We start from the raw sequence: 18196 nt of genomic DNA, 5'->3' as shown, positions 1-18196 counted from the left end.
CCCATGCGCATAGCTTGCAGCCCCTCGCTCAGGCACGCACCTGGACCACGTCGATCAGGCGGATGCTCTCTGGGTGGCATCGGGGAATCCACACGCCGCGGCGCGCCAACGTCGCTCCGCTGGCCACTTGGGCGCCAAGGGGACCTGCCTGGTCGAGCGGCTCCAACGCGGCCTCGGCCGGGGCAGGTCCGGTCCAGCTCAGGCGATAGGTGGCATCGGGGTCGAGATGCGGAATACGCAGATGCACGCCTCGGTTCGAGTCTGATTCCCGTAGTTGCGCATGCGCGATGATCGCATGGGAGCCGTCCCCGTCGATCACACCGTAGGCGAATACCGCCGGATCGTCTACGTCGAGCCGCATGGCGTCACCGGAATGCAGGAAATCGCGGTGCTCCTTATACCACGTAATCCACTGTTCCAATTGGGCCAGATCGCCGGACGAGGCTTTGCGAATGTCCCACTCGATGCCGAACGCGTAGAACACCGCCGTCGCCGCTCGGAAATCCAGCGAGAATGTGCGCCGGGTCTGATGCGACGTCGGCGCCGACACATGGGCGCCGATGTATTCAGGAGCGACGTTCTGCAGCGTCCAGCGTTGAATGTGCTGGCGGCTCAATGCATCGGTGACATCGGATGCCCAGAAGCGGCAGACGCGCTCCACCACACCCATGTCGATGCGACCGCCACCCGATGCGCATGACTCCCATTCCACCTTCGGGAACCGTGCGCGCAATTCGTCGAGCAACCGGTAGAACGCCAGCGTCTGTTCGTGCACTACGGGCGCGCCATACACGCGGTTGCCTCCGGCTTCCAACAGGTCCCGGTTATGGTCCCATTTCACATAGTCGATCGGGTACTGTTCGAAAATCGCGCACATCTGGCCAAACACATGCCGGAAAGCCTCGGGGTGCGTCAAATCTAGCACCTGCTGATGCCTATGCGGCAATGGGGTGCGGTCATCCGTCTGCAGGATCCAGTCGGGGTGCGCGCGAAACACATCGGAATCCTGATTGACCATCTCCGGCTCGAACCACAATCCGAATTGCATGCCAAGGCCATGCACCATATCGACGAGGGGCCCAAGCCCTTCAGGCCATACTTCGGGATCGACCCACCAGTCGCCCAATCCCGCTCGGTCGTCGCGACGCAGATGGAACCATCCATCGTCCAACACGAACCGTTCCACACCGATGGCGCCCGCGCGTCGGGCGATGTCGGCGAGGACCTCGAACGAATGGTCCATATACACGGCCTCCCACACATTGAGCGTGACCGGTTGCACGGCAGGATGTGCAGGCAGGCTGCGCTGCCAGCGGTGCACACTGTGCGCCGCACCATCGAGGCCATGGTTCGATGCCGTCACGACAACCCATGGGGTTTCATACCATTTGCCGTTCCCCAAGGCGATTTCACCGGGGAGCAGCAATTCACCGGCATGGACCGCCGCGGAGTCCTCACAGTCGCGGTCCACAGCCAACATGGTGTTGCCGCTCCATGCAGGTTGCACCTCGAGCACAGACCCTTGCGAGAACGTGAAGCCCTGTGTGCCGGCAATCAGCGTCGTACCTTCGAAAGACGGCTTGCCGCGCCGGCCCTCCCTGATCCATGTGCCATCGGCAATGTGGTGGCGTTGCGGCGTACGTTCGCGTTCATGGCGACCGGTGAAATCGAGGATTTCGGTGAAATCATCGGGCAATGGCAGTCGCGCTTCAACCGATTCGACAAGATACATACCGTCGCACTGATTGCCGAGGCGATACCGCATGCGCAGGGCTCCGCCCGGCAACGCCTCGCATTCAAACACCAGCCTCAGCCCGGCTGCGGCATCCTCCATCTCGATGCGCATCTGGTTGTCATCCACAATCGGCGGTGCCGATATGCGGAACAGCGGGGACCAGTCCCGTCCAGCACACAGCTTCGGTCCTCCGTCTTCTGCGACGACGCGGTGCCCTCTCACGGACGGACGAGCGAAGGAACCCGACCACTGGCCATTCACCAATGCCGGCAACCGCCAAGACGGGGATGCGCTGACAAGGGACGACGGGCGTTCCATCAGCGCGCCGTCCGATACAGGTCCTTCCGCGGCGAATACCCCCAATACGGCATGCAGAGGTTCGCCCACTTCGGCGTCGGCAAGCATCAGATACGTCTGTTCGCCTCCATTCGAACCGGGTTTTCCGGGGAATAGCATGCGATTGCTCCTTTCATGATGTCATCGCATATGGTGTGTTTGGCTGTGGTCGCTTGGTGGCATCGTTACTTTTCCGAGCCTGCCACCATGCCTTCGATGAAGTACCGCTGCAGGAACAGGTAGGCCACGACAACCGGCAGAGCTGCGATGAGCGCCGCCGCGGCGCCAGTGCCAAGGTTGCTGCTCTGTGCGGCGAAGAACGAGGCGACGCGCGGCGCGATCGTCTGCATCGACTGGTCGGTGAGCAGGTAACTCGACAGCGCATACTCGTTCCACACGCCGATGCCGGTCATGATGATGACGGTCGCGGTCACCGGCTTGAGCAGCGGCAGAATAAGCCTGAAGAAGATGCGCATCGGGCTTGCGCCATCCACCATGCCGGCTTCGTCGATGACCACCGGAATCGACCTGATGAATGCGGTGTACAGGAAGATGGCGAGCGGCAGATTGCCCGTGCCGAGCACGAGGATGGTCCCCCAGTAGGAGTTCACGCCGCCGATGCGCACCAGGAAGGTGTACAGCGGCACGAGAATACTCAGCGGCGGGATCATCATCAGCGCCAGGATTGCGGCAGAGACGAACTGTTGCCCCGGGTCCTCCTGCGGGCCAGGGGATAGGCCGCCATCGCTCCGATGACGCAGGTCAGGACCGTTGCGCCAAACGTCACGATCACGCTGTTGACGATAGCGCGCAAAATGCCGCCTTCGTTGATCGCATCACTGAAATTGCTCCATTGCACATCGTGCAACCTCGGCACAATCGTCGAGGAAAGATCGGTCGACGGTTTGGTAGACTGGCAAACCGCGAGCCAGAACGGCAACAGCTGTACAAGGCACACAATGGCGAGGAACAGGTAAATGGCCCACTTGCCACGCCGGTGCCGTTTCGCCCCGACAACATCGTCTTGACTGTAGTCCTGTGTTGAAACACTCATTTGTTCACATCCCTTTCGCGAATGCTTCGATCATGATTCCCAGTCGAGCTTGCCAAGCCCCTTGTTGAGCAACGTTGTGATTGCGGCGATAATCAGGAACAGCACAACACCCATGGCCGCCGCATATCCGGCATTCTGATTATCGAAGTACTGAATGCTGATATACGTGGAAACAGAATTCGTGGAATAGCCGGGGCCTCCTCCAGTCAACACCTTGATCACATCGAAAAGCTTGAGACCGCCAATGAGGTTGAGCACCACACTCGTGGTGAACGCCGGCATCAACATCGGCATGGTGATGTTGATGAACTTCGTCCACCCGGTTGCACCGTCCAGACTCGCCGCTTCGACCACCGAACGATCCATTCCCTGAAGCCCAGCCAGGTAGATAATCATTGAGGTGCCCACGAATTGCAATGAGTTGACGAGCACGATGATCAGCACGGCACGATGCGGGTCCTGGAACCAGACCACACGATCCAGCCCGAATGCCACAAGAATCGCATTCAACGCGCCCTGCTGGTACTGGAAGATGAAGTAATACATTGTGCCCATGATGACCGCGGACACAAGCGCCGGCAGATAGATGACGGCGCGCATAAGCGTGCGTCCCCTGATCTTCGCATTGAGCAACAACGCAAGGCCGAGGCCCAGAACCTGTTGGATGATTGTCGAACCGATGCCGTAGATCAGCGTGTTAATCAACGTCATGCGGAAATTCGCGTCATGCAGCATCGTCACGTAATTGGAGAGTCCGACGAACAGCCGCTCCGGATTGTATCCATCCCAGCTTGTCAGCGAGATGGCGAATCCCGAAACGAGCGGGTACAACAGGAACAATGCGAGCAGAACAAGCGCCGGCACATAGAAAAGATTGATGTTCGCACCATGGAAACGTTCCCTGAGCGACCGCGTCTGCGGCTGATCAACTGATTGCTTCTTTGCCATTTCTGTATTCTCCTGCCTGCCGCTATGCCTTTTTGCGGTACAAACTGACGAATGATGTTGATATCTGGCTGACTGCCTGCGCTGGGTCGATCTGCCCGGAAATCAACCCATCCGCCGTGGTGGTCATCGTGCTCCACATGCCATTGGGCAAGTACACCCTGTCGAAAATCGGGATGGCCTGCGTATGTTTCTGCGTGACCCAATAGTCATAGCTGCTTTCCATCATGCCCAGCGTTGGCTTGACGTCCTTGAACGCAGAGGCATTATTGGTCACCGCAGTGAAGCGTTCCATATTTCCGGGCTCGGCAAGGTAGTCCAGGAATTCAAGCGCCAGTTGCTTGCGTGGACTGTCCTTGGCTACTCCGAGGGCATAGTCCTCGCCACTGACGAGATATTGTTCGCCCGTATCCGAGGGAAAGGCAATGAAGCCCAGATTGACCTGTGGATTGTATTGCTGCGCGGTCTGAACAAATCCATTGGACTGGAACACGAACGCGATCTTATTGAGCGCCACCGAACGGGCAACGTCGTCGTTCGTCGCCGAGACATAGTCCACATTGAAGAACTTGCTCCTCGCCCATCCGGACACCATATCCGCCATCTTTCTGAATGGCGCATCCTCGAAGTCGCCTTGCTGCAGGGCATCAAGCTGGGCTTGCGTGAACATCCCGGGCGCAGTGTAATCGAGTAGGTTGCCGCCGGTCCACGTCTCTTTGCCGGCGGCACCTATGCACGAATCTCCGTTGGCGGTCACGGCGCGACATGCCCGATCAAAGTCATCCCAACTGTTGATTGACCGCGCATCGACACCGGCCCTTTGCAATACATCCTGGTTGTAGACGATGCCCGTCACTGCGACGTCAAGGGGCAGCGCATAGAACTCTCCGCCATTGGTGCGCATCGAGATGTCCATAAGAGAGTTGAGCCGGGATGCCCATGGCTGGTTATTCAGGGGCTCAAGGAAGTTCGCATACCGGTCTCTTGACCAACCATGCGTATTCCATATATCCGGAGGATTCCTGCCAGCCAGCCTCACGCGAATGTCCTGTTCGTATGAACTGGTGCCCGGCAAGAGGTTGATGTGCGCCCCGGGATGCGTCTGTTCGAATCCTTTTGCGAGTTCCTGCATGACTTTGAGCTGCTCGGAACCGGTGGCCATGCCCGTCATGACCTCAAGCGTGTTCGAATCCCCGCTGGAACCGCAGGATGCCAGACCAACGAATGACACGCAGCACAATACGGCCGCTATAGTACGTCGAATAGAGTTCATGTTGCACCCATCGTCGTTGATTAGATTCACATTCGTCATCAGCATTGCAATGCGATGACAACTCTTAGTTTACACGAGTAAACCAATTCGTCGGACAGGCGTGTCGCATCTAGATTGCTCCGTGGCACACCTGCCCATATAGGTGCGGCGCTATCATGTGGAGCATATGGTCAACGACATGGAGGACGGCGTATGAAGGGCGACACCCCTGCACGAAAACGACCCACACGCGCCGACGTGGCCAAGCTCGCCGGCGTCTCCGTCGCCACCGTGAGCTTCGCGTTGAACCACGACCCGCGAATCTCGCCCCCCACCACACAACGTGTGGTAGAGGCGGCGTCGCAATTGGGCTACCGCCCGAATACACTCGCCAAATCCTTGCAAAGCGGCATCACCCATACACTCGGTCTGGTCATGCCCGACATCTCCAACCCGTATTTCGGCGCCCTCGCCGAACAATTGGAACAAGTGGCGATCGAACGCGGGTGCACCTTGCTCGTCAATCTCTCCCACGGCGATCCGGGACTGGAACGCACCCGCATCGACGAGCTGCTCAACCGGCAGGTCGACGCCATCTTCATCTCATCCGCACAAAGCGACAGCGAGCTCGAAAAGCTCTCACGAACAGGGCACCACATTGTGCTGCTCGACCGATGTCAACCGGTGGGAGGGTTGCGGTCCGTGTCATCCGACCTGCATCAGGCCGCCTATGATGCCACCATGCATCTCTTCGAGCATGGCAGGCGCACCATCGCACTGCTTGCCGGCAGCGACAACCCGGCAGACATGCGTACCGTCGGCTGGCGTGACGCCTGCCGTAACGCGGGCGTCCCCGCAGGCCCGTTGGTGAGTTCCGGCTTCACCGCCCAAGATGGGTATCTGTCCACACTGAACATGCTCGACGAGACACAAAACCACATCGACGCCATTTTCGCCTCTTCGGACCTAGTGTGTGTCGGCGCCCTGCGGGCGGTGCGCGAACGCGGGTTGCGCGTGCCGGATGACATCGCAATGATCAGTCTGGACGGCACGTTCATCACCGAGTACACCGACCCGCCGATGACGGTGATCCGGCAGGACACCGCCGCCATCGCCCATCACGCGGTCGCCGCGGCGCTCGACGCCGACGCCCCGCTCACCCAGATCATCGACACGACCCTGATATTGCGACGGTCGTGCGGCTGCCCGAATCTCTAGTAATTCATTCCGCACTGAACAGTTCAGGTCCATCACGGTGCGCCGATGCGATTCACATGACGCGACAACCTATCCGCGCGGCGCTCAGTCCCCTCAGACCGCCGCCACATCGGCTATGGTGTTGGGCTTCGAGCGGTCCGCATTGCACTCGACCTTGCCCGTAGCCGGCCCCTCCGTACAGTTGAAATCCGCTGCATTGGGGCCAGATTTTACCCGTCCTTGGAGCAGGCGTCCACATGTGCTTCGTGAGAAACCGGAAATACCGCGCAAACCGCATATGCTCAGGCGCGCAGCAGATTCGCGTCACGACCGCGCCGCTCATACCGTGCCGAGTAGAGCACGAGCAGCAGCACGGCGAACGCGGCGAACGGAACGCCGCTCAGAGCGGGGTAATGGTAGTTCATATGCGAGGCGTCCAGCATGCCACCGCCCACCATCGAGCCCACGGCGTTGCCGAGGTTGAAGGCGATCTGCACGGCGGCGCCGCCGATCAGGCCGCCGCATTCGGCCATGATGAGCTGCTGCGGCGCGGAGACGAAGAACAAGCCGAAGGAGATCACGAAGGTGAGCACCGCCGTGCTCACGCGCGAACCGGGAATCAGGAAGACGGCGAGCAGCCCCACGCAGGCGACGAACTGCCCGAGCGCCGATGTGGAGCCCGGATTCCACCGGTCGCATATGCGGCCTCCGATCAAGCCGCCGACGACCATGCCGAAGCCGGCGAGCATCATCAACGCGGAGACCATCGCGTTCGGCCAGCCGCCCACACGCTGCAGCCATGGGCTGACATAGCTCCACCAGCAGAAGATGCCCACGTTGCCGACGAAGACGGCGGCGAGCACCATCCACGGTCCGGGCTTGCGCAGGAATGCGAACTGTCCGGCCAGACCCGCATCATCGGCGGCCGCGACGAACGGCACCCATACGCGTACAAGGACGCCGGTGACGACGGCGCAGGCGGCGAGCGCCACGAACGCGAGATGCCAGGACAGATGCTCGGCAAGCAGCGTCCCCGCCGGCACGCCGAGCATGTTTGCCACCGTCTGCCCGGTGACCATCGACGCCACGGCCTGCGCCTCCTTCCCGCGCCGCGCGAGCAGTTTGGCGATGAGCGTGGCCGTGCCGAAGAACGCGCCGTGAGGGAAACCCGCGATGAAGCGCGCGGCGATCATCATCGGCGCGTTGACGGCGACCGCGCTCAACGCGTTGCCGGCGAATGCGATGATCATGAACAGGATGATGAGCGAGCGCGGCGGGATCCTGCGTCCGAAGATCAGCAGCAACGCGCCCACGCACACGCCGATCGCGTATGCCGAGATGAAGTTGCCGGCGAAGGGGATGCTCACCCGCAGCGCCTGCGCGACCTGCGGCAGGATGCCCATCATGACGAACTCGGCCGCGCCGAACACGAATGCACCGGCGGCGAGCGCGAACAGACCGAGACCGTGGCCCCGTCCTTCGTTGCCCGTCGTCGGTCCGTTCGATGAATTGACTATTGTGCTCGCCATCTGCCCACCTCGCCTGTGCACCATGTCTGCGTCGTTATCGACCGTGAGTGTTTCACATGAAACGCCTAACAGCATAACGGACTCCCTGACCGCACGACGCTCACCCGGCGAGCGTCGGCGCCGGAGCGGCCTGTTCCCTGAGGAAAGCGAACGCGCCGTCGACGATGTCGTAGGAGAACACCGCCTCCACGACCGCTCCGTCCGGCGCATAATCGGCGTCCTCGCCCTGCCCTATCGCGAGATAGGCGACGCCATCCTCCACCCATGTACGCGTCGGCGTATCGAACGGGTTGTAGCCCAGCCTGCTCTCCAAGCCGGGTTCCTCGGGGACCCCCAGTGCACGCCATGTGGCGCCGGAGTCCGAGGAGATGTGCAGCGACCCCGTCTGCCCGACGCATATCGTGACGTCATCCATCCATCCCGCCATCGTCAGGTTCGACGGATACTGCATATACAGCGGAACGTTTCGCCATGCAGCCGCCGGATCCGCACGCAGGTCGGTCAGCGTGGACACGACCATCGCATAGCCGACCGATCCGAGCGCGTCTCCATATCCGTATGCCACCGCGATGCGGTCGCCGAGCATGGCGATGTACGACGACGCCTGCACGCCTCTCCCCAACGGCGACGTGAGCCACGTCGAACCGGTATCCCATGAATAGACGAGTTCCGCCATGTCCGCCTCATCGTCGTATCCCACAAACGCCGTGAACTGCGGCGTGATCACATACCGCGTCGGCTCAAGCCACAGCGCGGTATCAGCGTGGACGCCGCCGATGACGCGCGCGACGCCATCGGGCACCTCATGCCATGTCGCTCCTCCGTCGTAGGTCACCTCCAGCCGTTCCGCGGACAGACGGTATCCGTTGCGGCCATCGAGGACCGGGGCCGTCGGATCCGGCTGCGTCTTCTCGAACTGCTCCGGATACGCCAGCCGCTGATAGGCGATCGGTTCCATCACCTGCGCGATGCGATAGCCGCCCGATTGCGGCTCAAGCGCGAACACGCATGATGCACTGACCGCCGAATCCGCACGGTACGTCTGGCATCCCTCCACGTCGGTGATCCGTTCAATCGACATGAACCGCGGCCGCAGCGTCGCGTCCAACTGCACGTAGACGTTTCGCCCGTCGGACTTGTCATATCGCGAGGAGACGCCCGGCAGCCGCTGCACGTCACGCACCCGCACCGATTCCAGCTGGTACTGCGGCGCGACGCCGATCTCCCGCTGCCGGCCCATCCACTGCACATACCATTGCGCGAGGTCCTCGGCCACCGCGTCGTCAGCGTCTGCCGCGGATGCGCTCGCGATCGTCTGCCCCGCCATCGATGGCACCGTGTAGGCGCGCCACCATGTGACCAGTCGCACGCCTACGCCGATCAGCACGGCGACCACGACGGCACACACGACGACGATGACATGCGCACATCGGGAATCGAACCGATGTGCGCCTTGCGTGCGCGTTCCGTGTCCCATACGTTCAATCTATCGCAGCACGGTCTCCATCGGCGAGCGCTACCCCACTTCATGCGCGGCGAGCGGCACGGCGGAACGGTCTGCGAGGCGCATGTACCGCGGCCCGAGCCACGTCGTCAGCTCGGTCGGATGCAGGATGAGCGGCATGCGCGGATGCACCGGCGCCATCGCGGCGTTCGCGTGCGTCGTGATCATCGAATACTCGTCGCCGCGACGTATGCCGCCGATGAACATGATCGGCATACCGGGAACCGTGAACGCGTACTGCTGCTTGACGACGCGTCCGGTGCGCCCGCTGACGCGCGTCTCGGTCCCGCTGAATTCATAGAACCGACGGCAGGCGATGACGCAGCGGTCGTGTTCCATCGACGCCCGCCAGATCGGTTTGTCCGCGCTTTCGATGCGTGTGTTGAAGATCGGCTGCGGATTCCACTGCGTGCGGTATCCCCACGACAGCTCCGCGCGTTCCAATGCGCCGGGCGTCAGTTCGCCGACGCCGGCCGCCGTGTCGAAGGTCGGCACGATCACCGGCGACACCGTCTTCGGATACACGTCGATCCATCGGCGTTCCCGCTCCTCGCGCAGGCTCACCGACGACCGCCGCTCCGACTGCGGATAGTCGAGCTCGCGCTGTTCGTACTGCGGCGCCGCGGCTTCCGCGGGACTCGACTCGGGTCTCTCCGGCCGTTCCCCGCTCAACTGCTCGACCAGCCGATCGACTTCCTCATCCGACAATCCCAGATAATGCGCGCACATGCCTTCACCGTACATCCCGACGGCCCTGCCGGCGCTACCGTCCCCTGACAGCGTCACATTGCGCGAGTCTCCGGCCCGTGACGCGAACGTTTCCGCCGCGCGCAGCTCACCCCTGACGATCGCCTGCGCCGGCCTTTGCGAACGCCATGCGTACCCTCCGCACCTACAACGATCGCAACAGGTACCGTATGCGAACGCGGCATACGCGTCCCGCACCCGAAGTGGTTTCGGTGTGTGGTCACGCCCGACGCGCCCCGTGCGCGCCGCCTGATACGGCTGCGCATACACCTGATACATGCTACGCGACACGTTGATAGATGCTAGTGCTTCCAATGGGTTTCTATTGCCTTTCACTGCCTACAATTTGCTTGTAGTACTGCAAGCCCGTATAGTGATGGCCATCAACCACAAGCACCGAAGGAGGTGAGAAAAATGGGACTAGCCGAGCTGCGAAAAGCAAAAAACTGACGCAGCGCGAACTCGCTGAGAGGGCGAGCGTGCCGCATGTGAGTATAGCCAATATCGAGCGGGGGGCTCGCGCCCCTAGCGATATGACGTTAGGCACTGCCGTCCGGTTAGCTGACGCGCTCAAGCTCAAGGACTTGAGGAAACTCTTGGAGCCGTGAGGCTCTGGCGCCAGCGGGGTTTGGCCCTACCGGATCATAACCGGACTGGCGCGCGCTGCCGCCACTGTGGTGGCGGCCGGTTGCCCATGCCGTTCATGGGCGTGTATGGCATGGCTGCCGGGTATGAAAAATGCCCGGCATGTGCAAGATGCCGGGCATTGAGTTACCTGAGCGGCTAACGCCGGAAAGGGTAACCTATGAAATTAGCTACCGAGTATAGCTATACTGAGTATAGCACAGACCACGGAAAAGAGGTTATCTCTAACCGTGAGTATGTGTGGGAAACGCTGACCCATCGGCGGTGGTGCGGCAGCGAGATGCGGCCACGGGTTTACCGGTCACGATTACCTGTCATGCTGACAACCAATCGTAATCGTTGGTATTGCAACGTTTTTGACGTCCGGCTGGTTGCGACACGCCCGGATTATGCGCGGGGTCGTCTATGTATTACTGGTGACAAGCGAACAGTAAAGCCCTGAAACCCAAGCGGCAGTAGGGCTCCGATTACTTGTCACTTGTGTTTGAGTGACTAGTGAACATGCGTGTGCGAAAAGTGAACATGGGTGGTGGATGGTGCCGGGAACTTATTCCAGATTTATTCCAATTCGCCACGATCCACCTTGATTCCACTCACTCCAGCAATCTTAAGAATCCAATGTTTCCAAGAGTTTCGGGCGGAATCGTTGATACGTATGAGAGCGGATGACGGGAGTCGAACCCGCCTCTAAAGCTTGGGAAGCTTTCGTTCTACCGATGAACTACATCCGCGTGCGGCCGCTGCGGCGTCCGCATCAGCTACCTTACCACAGCCGCCGGCCACACCGACGGCCGTGTCCACCCTACACCCGTCCGCCGCGCGCGACCTGCGCGAGACGGTCGGCGTCCGCGATACCCGGCGCGCCCATATCCGCCGCCATCTGCTGCAGGCGCGCGATGCGGTCCTCGGTCGGCGGATGCGTCGAGAACAGCCGCGAGATGCCCTTCGCCAAGAACGGCGACTCGATCATCATCGCCGCCGTCGACCGGTCGGTCGCCGTCGCCGGCATCGGGTTTTGCGCGATGCCGTATTGGATCTTGTACAGCGCGCTTGCGAGCGCGTTCGGATCCCCGGTCAGGACACTGCCGTCCTCGTCGGCGTCGTATTCGCGCGTGCGCGAGATCGCCATCTGGATCAGCGACGCCGCGATCGGCGCGAGGATCATGCTGAGCAGCGCGCCGAACGCGCCGAGCGCGCCCGCGCCGTTGTCGGAGTCGCGGTCGTTGCGCGTGGAGTTGCCGAAGTACATCAGCGAGTAGCCGAGGTAGGTGATGACGGTGGCCATTGCGCCGGCGATCGCCGATGTGCGGATGTCGCGGTTGTACACGTGCATCAGTTCGTGGCCGAGCACGCCGCGCATCTCCCGGTAGTCGAGGATGCGCATGATGCCCTGCGTGCAGCACACGGCCGCGTGCCGTTCGTTGCGCCCGGTCGCGAACGCGTTCGGCGTCTCGGTCGGGGCGATGTAGATGCGCGGCATCGGCTTGCCCGCCGTCTGCGACAGTTCGCGCACGATCGCGTACAGCTGCGGCGCCTCCTGTTCGCTGACCGGCTGCGCGTGCATCGATGCGAGCGCGAGCTTGTCGGAGAACCAGTAGGAGACGAAGGACATGCCCAAGCCGATCATCACGTAGTAGACGAGCGTGTCCACGTACGCGCCAGTCGCCCACCAGATGACCATGATGATCGCCCACATGACGGCGAACAGTATCGCCGTCTTCAACCCGTTGTAATGGTTGTGCATCCGCAGTTTCCCGTTCATAGGCAACAGTGTACCGACGATCCCCATCCGTCCCGCATTCCCCCTTCCGCCGTTCGCGCATATCGGCTACGCTAGTATGCCGTGATTAATGATTCTGAACTTCGTATTGCCGTCATCGGCGCCGGCCCGGCCGGCGTGTATTCCTCCGACATCTTCCTGCGTCAGCTCGCCAAACTCGGCGACGAGCTCGGGCTGGGCACGGACGCGCGCATCGACCTGTTCGAGAAGCTGCCGGTGCCTTTCGGCCTGGTGCGCTACGGCGTCGCCCCCGACCATCCGTCGATCAAGTTCATCGCGTCCGCGCTCGAGAAGACGCTCGACAATCCGGACATCCATCTGTACTGCGACGTGGAGTTCGGCAAGGACGTGACGATCGACGACCTGCTCGAACGCTACGACGCCGTGCTCTTCGCGACCGGTGCGATCAAGGACAAGCCGCTCAATCTGCCGGGAGCCGACTATGACGGCGTCTACGGCGCAGCCAAGTTCGTCGAGTGGTACGACGGCTATCCGACCGGCGTGCGCGAGTGGCCGCTGCAGGCCGAGGAGGTCGCCGTCATCGGCGGCGGCAACGTCGCGATGGACGTCGCCCGCGAGCTGATGCGCAACGCCGACGACCTGCGCGCGCGCACCGACATCCCGGACAACGTGTACGAGGGCATCCTGCGCAACGAGGCGAAGACGCTGCATCTGTTCATCCGCCGTGGCGTCGCGCAGGCGAAGTTCTCCGTCCAGGAGCTGCGTGAGATGGAGAAGCTGCCCGGCGTCCAGCTGATCATCGACGAGGACGACTTCGAGCTCGACGACGACACGATCGAGGAGGCCGGCAAGGACAAGCTGACCCGTCAGATGGTCGAGGAGCTGTTCGCGATCCGCGAGATGGCCGAGGACATGGAGGACGACGGCGACGTCGACTTCGAAGGCAACCCGGCGGACCGCAAATACTACATCCACTTCAACTCCGCGCCGGTCGAGATCCTCGGAGAGGACGGCAAGGTCTGCGGCATCCGCGTCGAACGCACCGAGACCTCGGCGGACGGCAGGATGACGCGCACCGGCGAATTCACCGACTATCCGGTGCAGGCCGTCTACCATGCGATCGGCTACAAGCCGGAGTCCGTGCCGGGCATCGCCTATGACGAGCAGGGCGCGCATCTGGCGAACGCGAACGGCGACGGCCGCATCACCGTCGACGCCGCCGACGGCGAGGTGCGCGACCGCCTGTACGCGACCGGCTGGGCGAAGCGCGGACCGGTCGGCCTGATCGGCTCGACGAAGTCGGATGCGCTGATGATCGTCACGGCGATGCTCGAGGATCTGGCGAAGAACAAGGAGAACGCGCGTCTGGCTCCGGACCGCGACCCCGAATCGATCGACCGCCTGCTCGCCGAACGCGGCGTCAAGCCGATCGACTTCGCCGGCTGGAAGCGCGTCGACGCCTTCGAACGCTCCGAAGGTGCGAAGGAAGGCCGCGAGCACAAGAAGGTCATCGACCCCGACGAGTTCCGTCGCCTCGCCCACGGCGAGTGACGCGGTCGGCGCGCAACGGGGCGGACGGCCGCAGGTCGCCCGCCCCGTTGCGCGCCGACCCCCTGTCGCCCTGTGCCGATGCCGAAGGGTCGCCCTATAGTTTTCCTTGGAAAAGCGTGGGCATACGTGAGAAACGGGTGCGGTGGGATGCAGAAGAAGACGAGACGCGGCACGATTCCCAAATGGCGTGACGTGCCGCTGACCGACACGCAGTTCGACATCGCGATCGCCAGCCATCGCAGATCGATCGCCAAATGGAGGGGCATCGCGATCGCCTCGTCGGTCGTCGCGATGTGCAGCATGCTCAGCGCAGGCGCCGTCGGCGTCTTCGGCGACGGACTCGCGAACGCCGCTCATCCCGTCGCATCCGCCACGCGGACGGCGCCGTCACCGGCGAGCTCCGCGTCGACCGCCGCCGAGGCGCCGTCCGACGGTATCGAAACGACGATCGTGACGCCCGACCTTGACGACGTCGTGGCCACCGCGTTCGCGAATCTGCGTTCGACTGACACGGACGCTGCCGTATCGGCCGCCGGCGTCACGCTGAGCAGCGCCGAATCCGCCCAGCTGCAGCACGCGATCAGCGCCTACCATGAGCAGGGCTTCGAGGTCTCCTTCGCCGTCGTCGACATGCGCACCGGCGCCGTCATCACATCCTTCGCAAACGTGCCGCGGTATTCGGCATCGTCGATCAAGGCCCCGTACATCCTGTCGCTCGCGCAGACGGGCGCGATCGACCTCGACGCCGTCTCGACGAGCGTCGACGCCGACGCCGCCTATCTCAACCAGCTGATCACGGCGACGCTCACCGTCTCCGACAACGACTCCTACGACTCGCTGTACCGACGCTACGGCACGTCGCCGTTCACGGCATGGACGGCCGGATACACCTTCGACGCGCCTCTCAGCGGCTACTACGAGTTCCTGACGGCGAGCGACCTGGCGCGGCTGTGGGTGCTCGGCTACCAATACCTGTTCTCGGACACGGCGCCGGCGAAGGCGGACGGCGCGGAGCCCGCGTCGCAGCAGGCGCGCGCATGGCTCGCGCAACAGATGCGCGGCTCGCTCAATTCGTCGATCCAGATGGCGCACGCCGAAAGCGAGGAGGTGTACACGAAAGCCGGCTGGATCTACGGCGAGGGCGATCTCTACGCGCTCAACGACGCCGGCATCGTGCTGCCGGCGGGCGCGCACGACCTGCAGACGCATCCGCAGGGCTATGTGCTCGCGATCCTGTCGGACGCGTGCGGCCGCAACGATCTGCTGAGCGAACTGGCGACGGCCGTCGACGACGTCATCGCCGACCTGCACGGCGAATCGTGAAGCCCGACGGATGCAAGAGGAGCCGTCCCGGTCGGCGACGACACCGGCCGGGACGGCTCCGTGACGGCCGCACGGCGACCTGACGAGCCGGACGCTACCTGCGGTCGAACAACGCCGTCAACGCCCACAGGATCGAGACGACGTCAATCGCCTCCTGCAGGAACGCGCCGGCGACGACCGGGATGAGGTTGAACGCCGCGCACACCATGCCGACGATCGCGAGCGCGATGCCGACGAGCACAGCCTGCAGCATGCGCTGCTTCGTCTGCCGCGCGATCCTGACGCCCTTCGGCACGGCGCCGATGTCGTCGTTCATGATGACGACCTCCGCTGATTCCGAGGCCGCCGTCGACGTGCCGTCGGTCATCGCCATGCCGATGTCGGCGACGGCGAGCACCGGCGAATCGTTGACGCCGTCGCCGACCATCATCGTCACGTCGCGGTGGATCGGCTCGCCGAGCAGCTTCGCGGCCGCGCGCTCCCACCACGTCTCGGCGCCGCTCCTCTCCTCCTGCGAAGCCTGGCGCACGGCCTCCACCTTGTCCTGCGGTAGCAGTTCGTAGCGCACGTCGGTGATGCCGACCTCGTTCGCGATGATCATCGCCGACGACTTCTTGTCGCCGGTGAGCATCGTCTCCTCCTTGACGCCGAGGTCGCGCAGCTCCCGGACCGACTGCTTCGCGTTGTAGCGCGGGATGTCGCGCAGCACGATGCGTGCCGCGAGATGTCCGTCGATGGCGATGTAGGTGGCCATCTCGTCGGGCTCGAGCTCGTCGGGCCACAGCTTGGCGGCCTCGCGGTCGGCGGCCTCCATCGCCTTCTCGTTGCGTTCCTCCTCAGCCGCGTTGCGGACCTTCTGGCTGGCGATGCCCTGCCCGGTCACGAAGGCATAGCGTCCGACCTCCACCTTGTGACCGTCCACGGTGCCGCGCACGCCCTTGCCGGGGATCTCGGAGACGTTGCCGACGACCGGATAGTTCTCGTTCGGGTTCGGCAGCGCGCGGTGGGAGGCGTCCACATGGTCGTCGGAGGCCTTCTTGCCGCTCGAGCTCGGCAAGCGCCCGAGCCGTTCCATCGCGCTGCGCCCGGCCTCGACGATGCCTTTGGCGAGCACGTGCACCGAGAAGCCCTCGACGACGCCCGCCATCATCAGGATCTCGTCCTCGGAGACGTCCGCCGGCACGCCGTCGGCCTTCTCGACGCGCACGACCTGCGGCTGCTTGACGGTGAGCGTGCCGGTCTTGTCGAAGAAGACATGCGTGACGCGGCCGAGGTTCTCGAGCACGTCCTGCGACTTGACGAGGATCTTGTGCTTGGCGAGGCGCGCGGTACCTGCGACGTAGGCGACGGGCGCGGCGATGAGCAGCGGGCACGGCGTCGCGAGCACGAGCACCTGCGCGAAGCGCAGACCGGTGCCGGAGACGATCCATGCGACGATCGCGATCGCGAAGGAGACGATCGTGAACGGCACGGCGAGCATGTCCGCCGTGCGCACGACGGCCGCGCGCGACTCCTCGGCGGAGGAGACGAGCTTGAGGATCTGCTGGTACTGGGAGTCGGCGGCGAGCGACGTCGTGCGGATCATCATCGTCGTCGAGCCGTTGATCGAACCGGAGAGCACCTTCGCGCCGGCGAAGATCGTGCGCGGCACCGGTTCGCCGTTGATGTTGCTCAGGTCGACGCTCGCCGTGCCGCTCAGCAGCAGGCCGTCGACCGGCACGATCTCGCCGGGCAGCACGAGCAGCACCGAGCCGAGCCTGACGTCGTTGACCGGCACCGTCTCGAAGTGGCCGTTGCCTGCGTTAAGCGGCTTGCCTTCGCGCTGCGCGTCCTCGACGGCCTGCTGCACCTTGCGGAAGCCTTCGTCGGTCATGTCCGCCTCACCGGAGGCGTCCGCGCCCGGCAGCGTGACGACGTGTGCCTGCTGCGGCGCGGCCTTGATCAGCGCGGCGAGGTTGCCCTTCGCCTTGTTCTGTGCATACGATTCAATCGCCTCGCCGGAGGCGACCATGAGCACGACGGCCCACGACGCCCAGTACTGCTGCACGCAGACGGTGGAGACGAGCGCGACGATCGCGAGCAGGTCGACGCCCACATGGCCGTGCCTGATGCTGTCGATCATCTCGCGGATGCTCGTGTAGATCGTCCAGGCGACGAACAGGATGATGATCCATTCTCCGACGCCGGGGTCGAAGGCGGGGTGGATGCGCCCCCATGGGCGCCACTGCGGGATGAGCGCCAGCGGGATCGCCGCCAGCAGCGTGAGAGGAAGAAGCGGCACTTCCTTGCAAAGATCGATGATTCTCCTCATCGCATCTCCTTACGGTCGGTATCGTCTTCCCGCCCCGCGCGTGGCCGCGCAGCGGGTGCGCGATTCCGGCGGGTCCGGGAATGTCAGCTTCACGCCTTGTTAGCCCATCGAACACGGCGCCCGGCTTGGCGCGCTTACGACACACGGCGTAAAAAGATTGCTAGATCATCTTCAGTTATCGGTTCGCGGACATGGCATCCCACGGCGCGAACGTGCTTCACTGTAACAAAGAACGCCGGACAGTGCGAATCGCACTGTCCGGCGTCATCCGAGGATGCCGTCCGAGCCGGGGCCGAACCGCTTCAGCACCGACCCGGATGTTCGCA

At 63.1% G+C, this 18196-nt stretch carries 14 protein-coding genes and 1 tRNA gene; 4 read left to right on the top strand and 11 right to left on the bottom strand.

Annotated elements, in window-relative coordinates; all coding sequences use genetic code 11:
* Nucleotides 1–28 precede the first annotated feature (28 nt).
* From D2E22_RS03040 to D2E22_RS03025, 5 genes are all read right to left on the bottom strand, one after another.
* Nucleotides 29–2191, bottom strand: a complete 2163-nt coding sequence (locus tag D2E22_RS03040) for an alpha-galactosidase (protein ID WP_126031655.1) — start codon at nucleotides 2189–2191, stop codon at nucleotides 29–31.
* A 65-nt stretch (nucleotides 2192–2256) separates the two neighbouring features.
* Nucleotides 2257–2745: a carbohydrate ABC transporter permease gene (locus tag D2E22_RS10750; RefSeq protein WP_241218147.1), complete on the bottom strand. Its 489-nt coding sequence runs from the start codon at nucleotides 2743–2745 to the stop codon at nucleotides 2257–2259.
* Nucleotides 2745–3125 (bottom strand): ABC transporter permease family protein, encoded by a 381-nt coding sequence (locus D2E22_RS10745; RefSeq protein WP_241218146.1) that lies wholly within the window; start codon nucleotides 3123–3125, stop codon nucleotides 2745–2747. Before D2E22_RS10745 ends, D2E22_RS10750 begins: the two co-directional genes overlap by 1 nt.
* A 30-nt stretch (nucleotides 3126–3155) precedes the next feature.
* Nucleotides 3156–4073 carry a carbohydrate ABC transporter permease gene (locus D2E22_RS03030; protein ID WP_126031654.1) on the bottom strand — a complete coding sequence of 306 codons (918 nt, stop codon included), beginning with the start codon at nucleotides 4071–4073 and terminating at the stop codon, nucleotides 3156–3158.
* Between the two features lie 22 nt (nucleotides 4074–4095).
* Nucleotides 4096–5241 (bottom strand): ABC transporter substrate-binding protein, encoded by a 1146-nt coding sequence (locus tag D2E22_RS03025; protein ID WP_164518397.1) that lies wholly within the window; start codon nucleotides 5239–5241, stop codon nucleotides 4096–4098.
* Nucleotides 5242–5535: 294 nt separating this feature from the next.
* Here D2E22_RS03025 and D2E22_RS03020 point away from each other — a divergent pair, with 294 nt between their 5' ends.
* Nucleotides 5536–6540, top strand: coding sequence for a LacI family DNA-binding transcriptional regulator (locus D2E22_RS03020; protein ID WP_126031652.1), 1005 nt, complete (start codon nucleotides 5536–5538; stop codon nucleotides 6538–6540).
* 281 nt (nucleotides 6541–6821) lie between these two features.
* Here D2E22_RS03020 and D2E22_RS03015 read toward each other — a convergent pair whose 3' ends face one another.
* From D2E22_RS03015 to D2E22_RS03005, 3 genes are all read right to left on the bottom strand, one after another.
* Complete coding sequence (locus tag D2E22_RS03015) at nucleotides 6822–8048, bottom strand: MFS transporter (RefSeq protein ID WP_126031651.1); 1227 nt, start codon at nucleotides 8046–8048, stop codon at nucleotides 6822–6824.
* A gap of 100 nt (nucleotides 8049–8148) precedes the next feature.
* Nucleotides 8149–9525, bottom strand: coding sequence for an oxidoreductase (locus D2E22_RS03010; protein ID WP_241218145.1), 1377 nt, complete (start codon nucleotides 9523–9525; stop codon nucleotides 8149–8151).
* A gap of 39 nt (nucleotides 9526–9564) precedes the next feature.
* Nucleotides 9565–10281 (bottom strand): SOS response-associated peptidase family protein, encoded by a 717-nt coding sequence (locus D2E22_RS03005; RefSeq protein ID WP_126031650.1) that lies wholly within the window; start codon nucleotides 10279–10281, stop codon nucleotides 9565–9567.
* A gap of 464 nt (nucleotides 10282–10745) precedes the next feature.
* Between D2E22_RS03005 and D2E22_RS03000 the strand changes: the two genes are divergently transcribed.
* Nucleotides 10746–10907 (top strand): helix-turn-helix domain-containing protein, encoded by a 162-nt coding sequence (locus D2E22_RS03000; protein ID WP_126031847.1) that lies wholly within the window; start codon nucleotides 10746–10748, stop codon nucleotides 10905–10907.
* A gap of 697 nt (nucleotides 10908–11604) precedes the next feature.
* Here the strand turns inward: D2E22_RS03000 and D2E22_RS02995 are convergent.
* Together D2E22_RS02995 and htpX are read right to left on the bottom strand one after the other, a co-directional pair.
* Nucleotides 11605–11675: transfer RNA gene (locus D2E22_RS02995), tRNA-Gly, on the bottom strand.
* Nucleotides 11676–11746: 71 nt separating this feature from the next.
* Nucleotides 11747–12706 (bottom strand): zinc metalloprotease HtpX, encoded by a 960-nt coding sequence (gene htpX / locus D2E22_RS02990; protein ID WP_126031649.1) that lies wholly within the window; start codon nucleotides 12704–12706, stop codon nucleotides 11747–11749.
* Between the two features lie 81 nt (nucleotides 12707–12787).
* On the opposite strand from htpX, the gene D2E22_RS02985 reads away from it, so the two are divergent.
* Together D2E22_RS02985 and D2E22_RS02980 are read left to right on the top strand one after the other, a co-directional pair.
* The gene (locus tag D2E22_RS02985; protein WP_126031648.1) at nucleotides 12788–14236 is read left to right on the top strand and encodes an FAD-dependent oxidoreductase; all 1449 of its coding nucleotides are present in this window, start codon (nucleotides 12788–12790) and stop codon (nucleotides 14234–14236) included.
* 147 nt (nucleotides 14237–14383) lie between these two features.
* The gene (locus tag D2E22_RS02980; RefSeq protein ID WP_164518396.1) at nucleotides 14384–15559 is read left to right on the top strand and encodes a serine hydrolase; all 1176 of its coding nucleotides are present in this window, start codon (nucleotides 14384–14386) and stop codon (nucleotides 15557–15559) included.
* 94 nt (nucleotides 15560–15653) lie between these two features.
* Here the strand turns inward: D2E22_RS02980 and D2E22_RS02975 are convergent, their stop codons facing one another.
* On the bottom strand, nucleotides 15654–17870 hold the full coding sequence (locus D2E22_RS02975) for a heavy metal translocating P-type ATPase (protein WP_126031646.1): 2217 nt from the start codon (nucleotides 17868–17870) through the stop codon (nucleotides 15654–15656).
* Nucleotides 17871–18196: the final 326 nt, after the last annotated feature.

This window comes from Bifidobacterium castoris, assembly GCF_003952025.1.
GTDB lineage: Bacteria > Actinomycetota > Actinomycetes > Actinomycetales > Bifidobacteriaceae > Bifidobacterium > Bifidobacterium castoris.
This window is presented reverse-complemented; position numbering and strand designations above follow the sequence as displayed.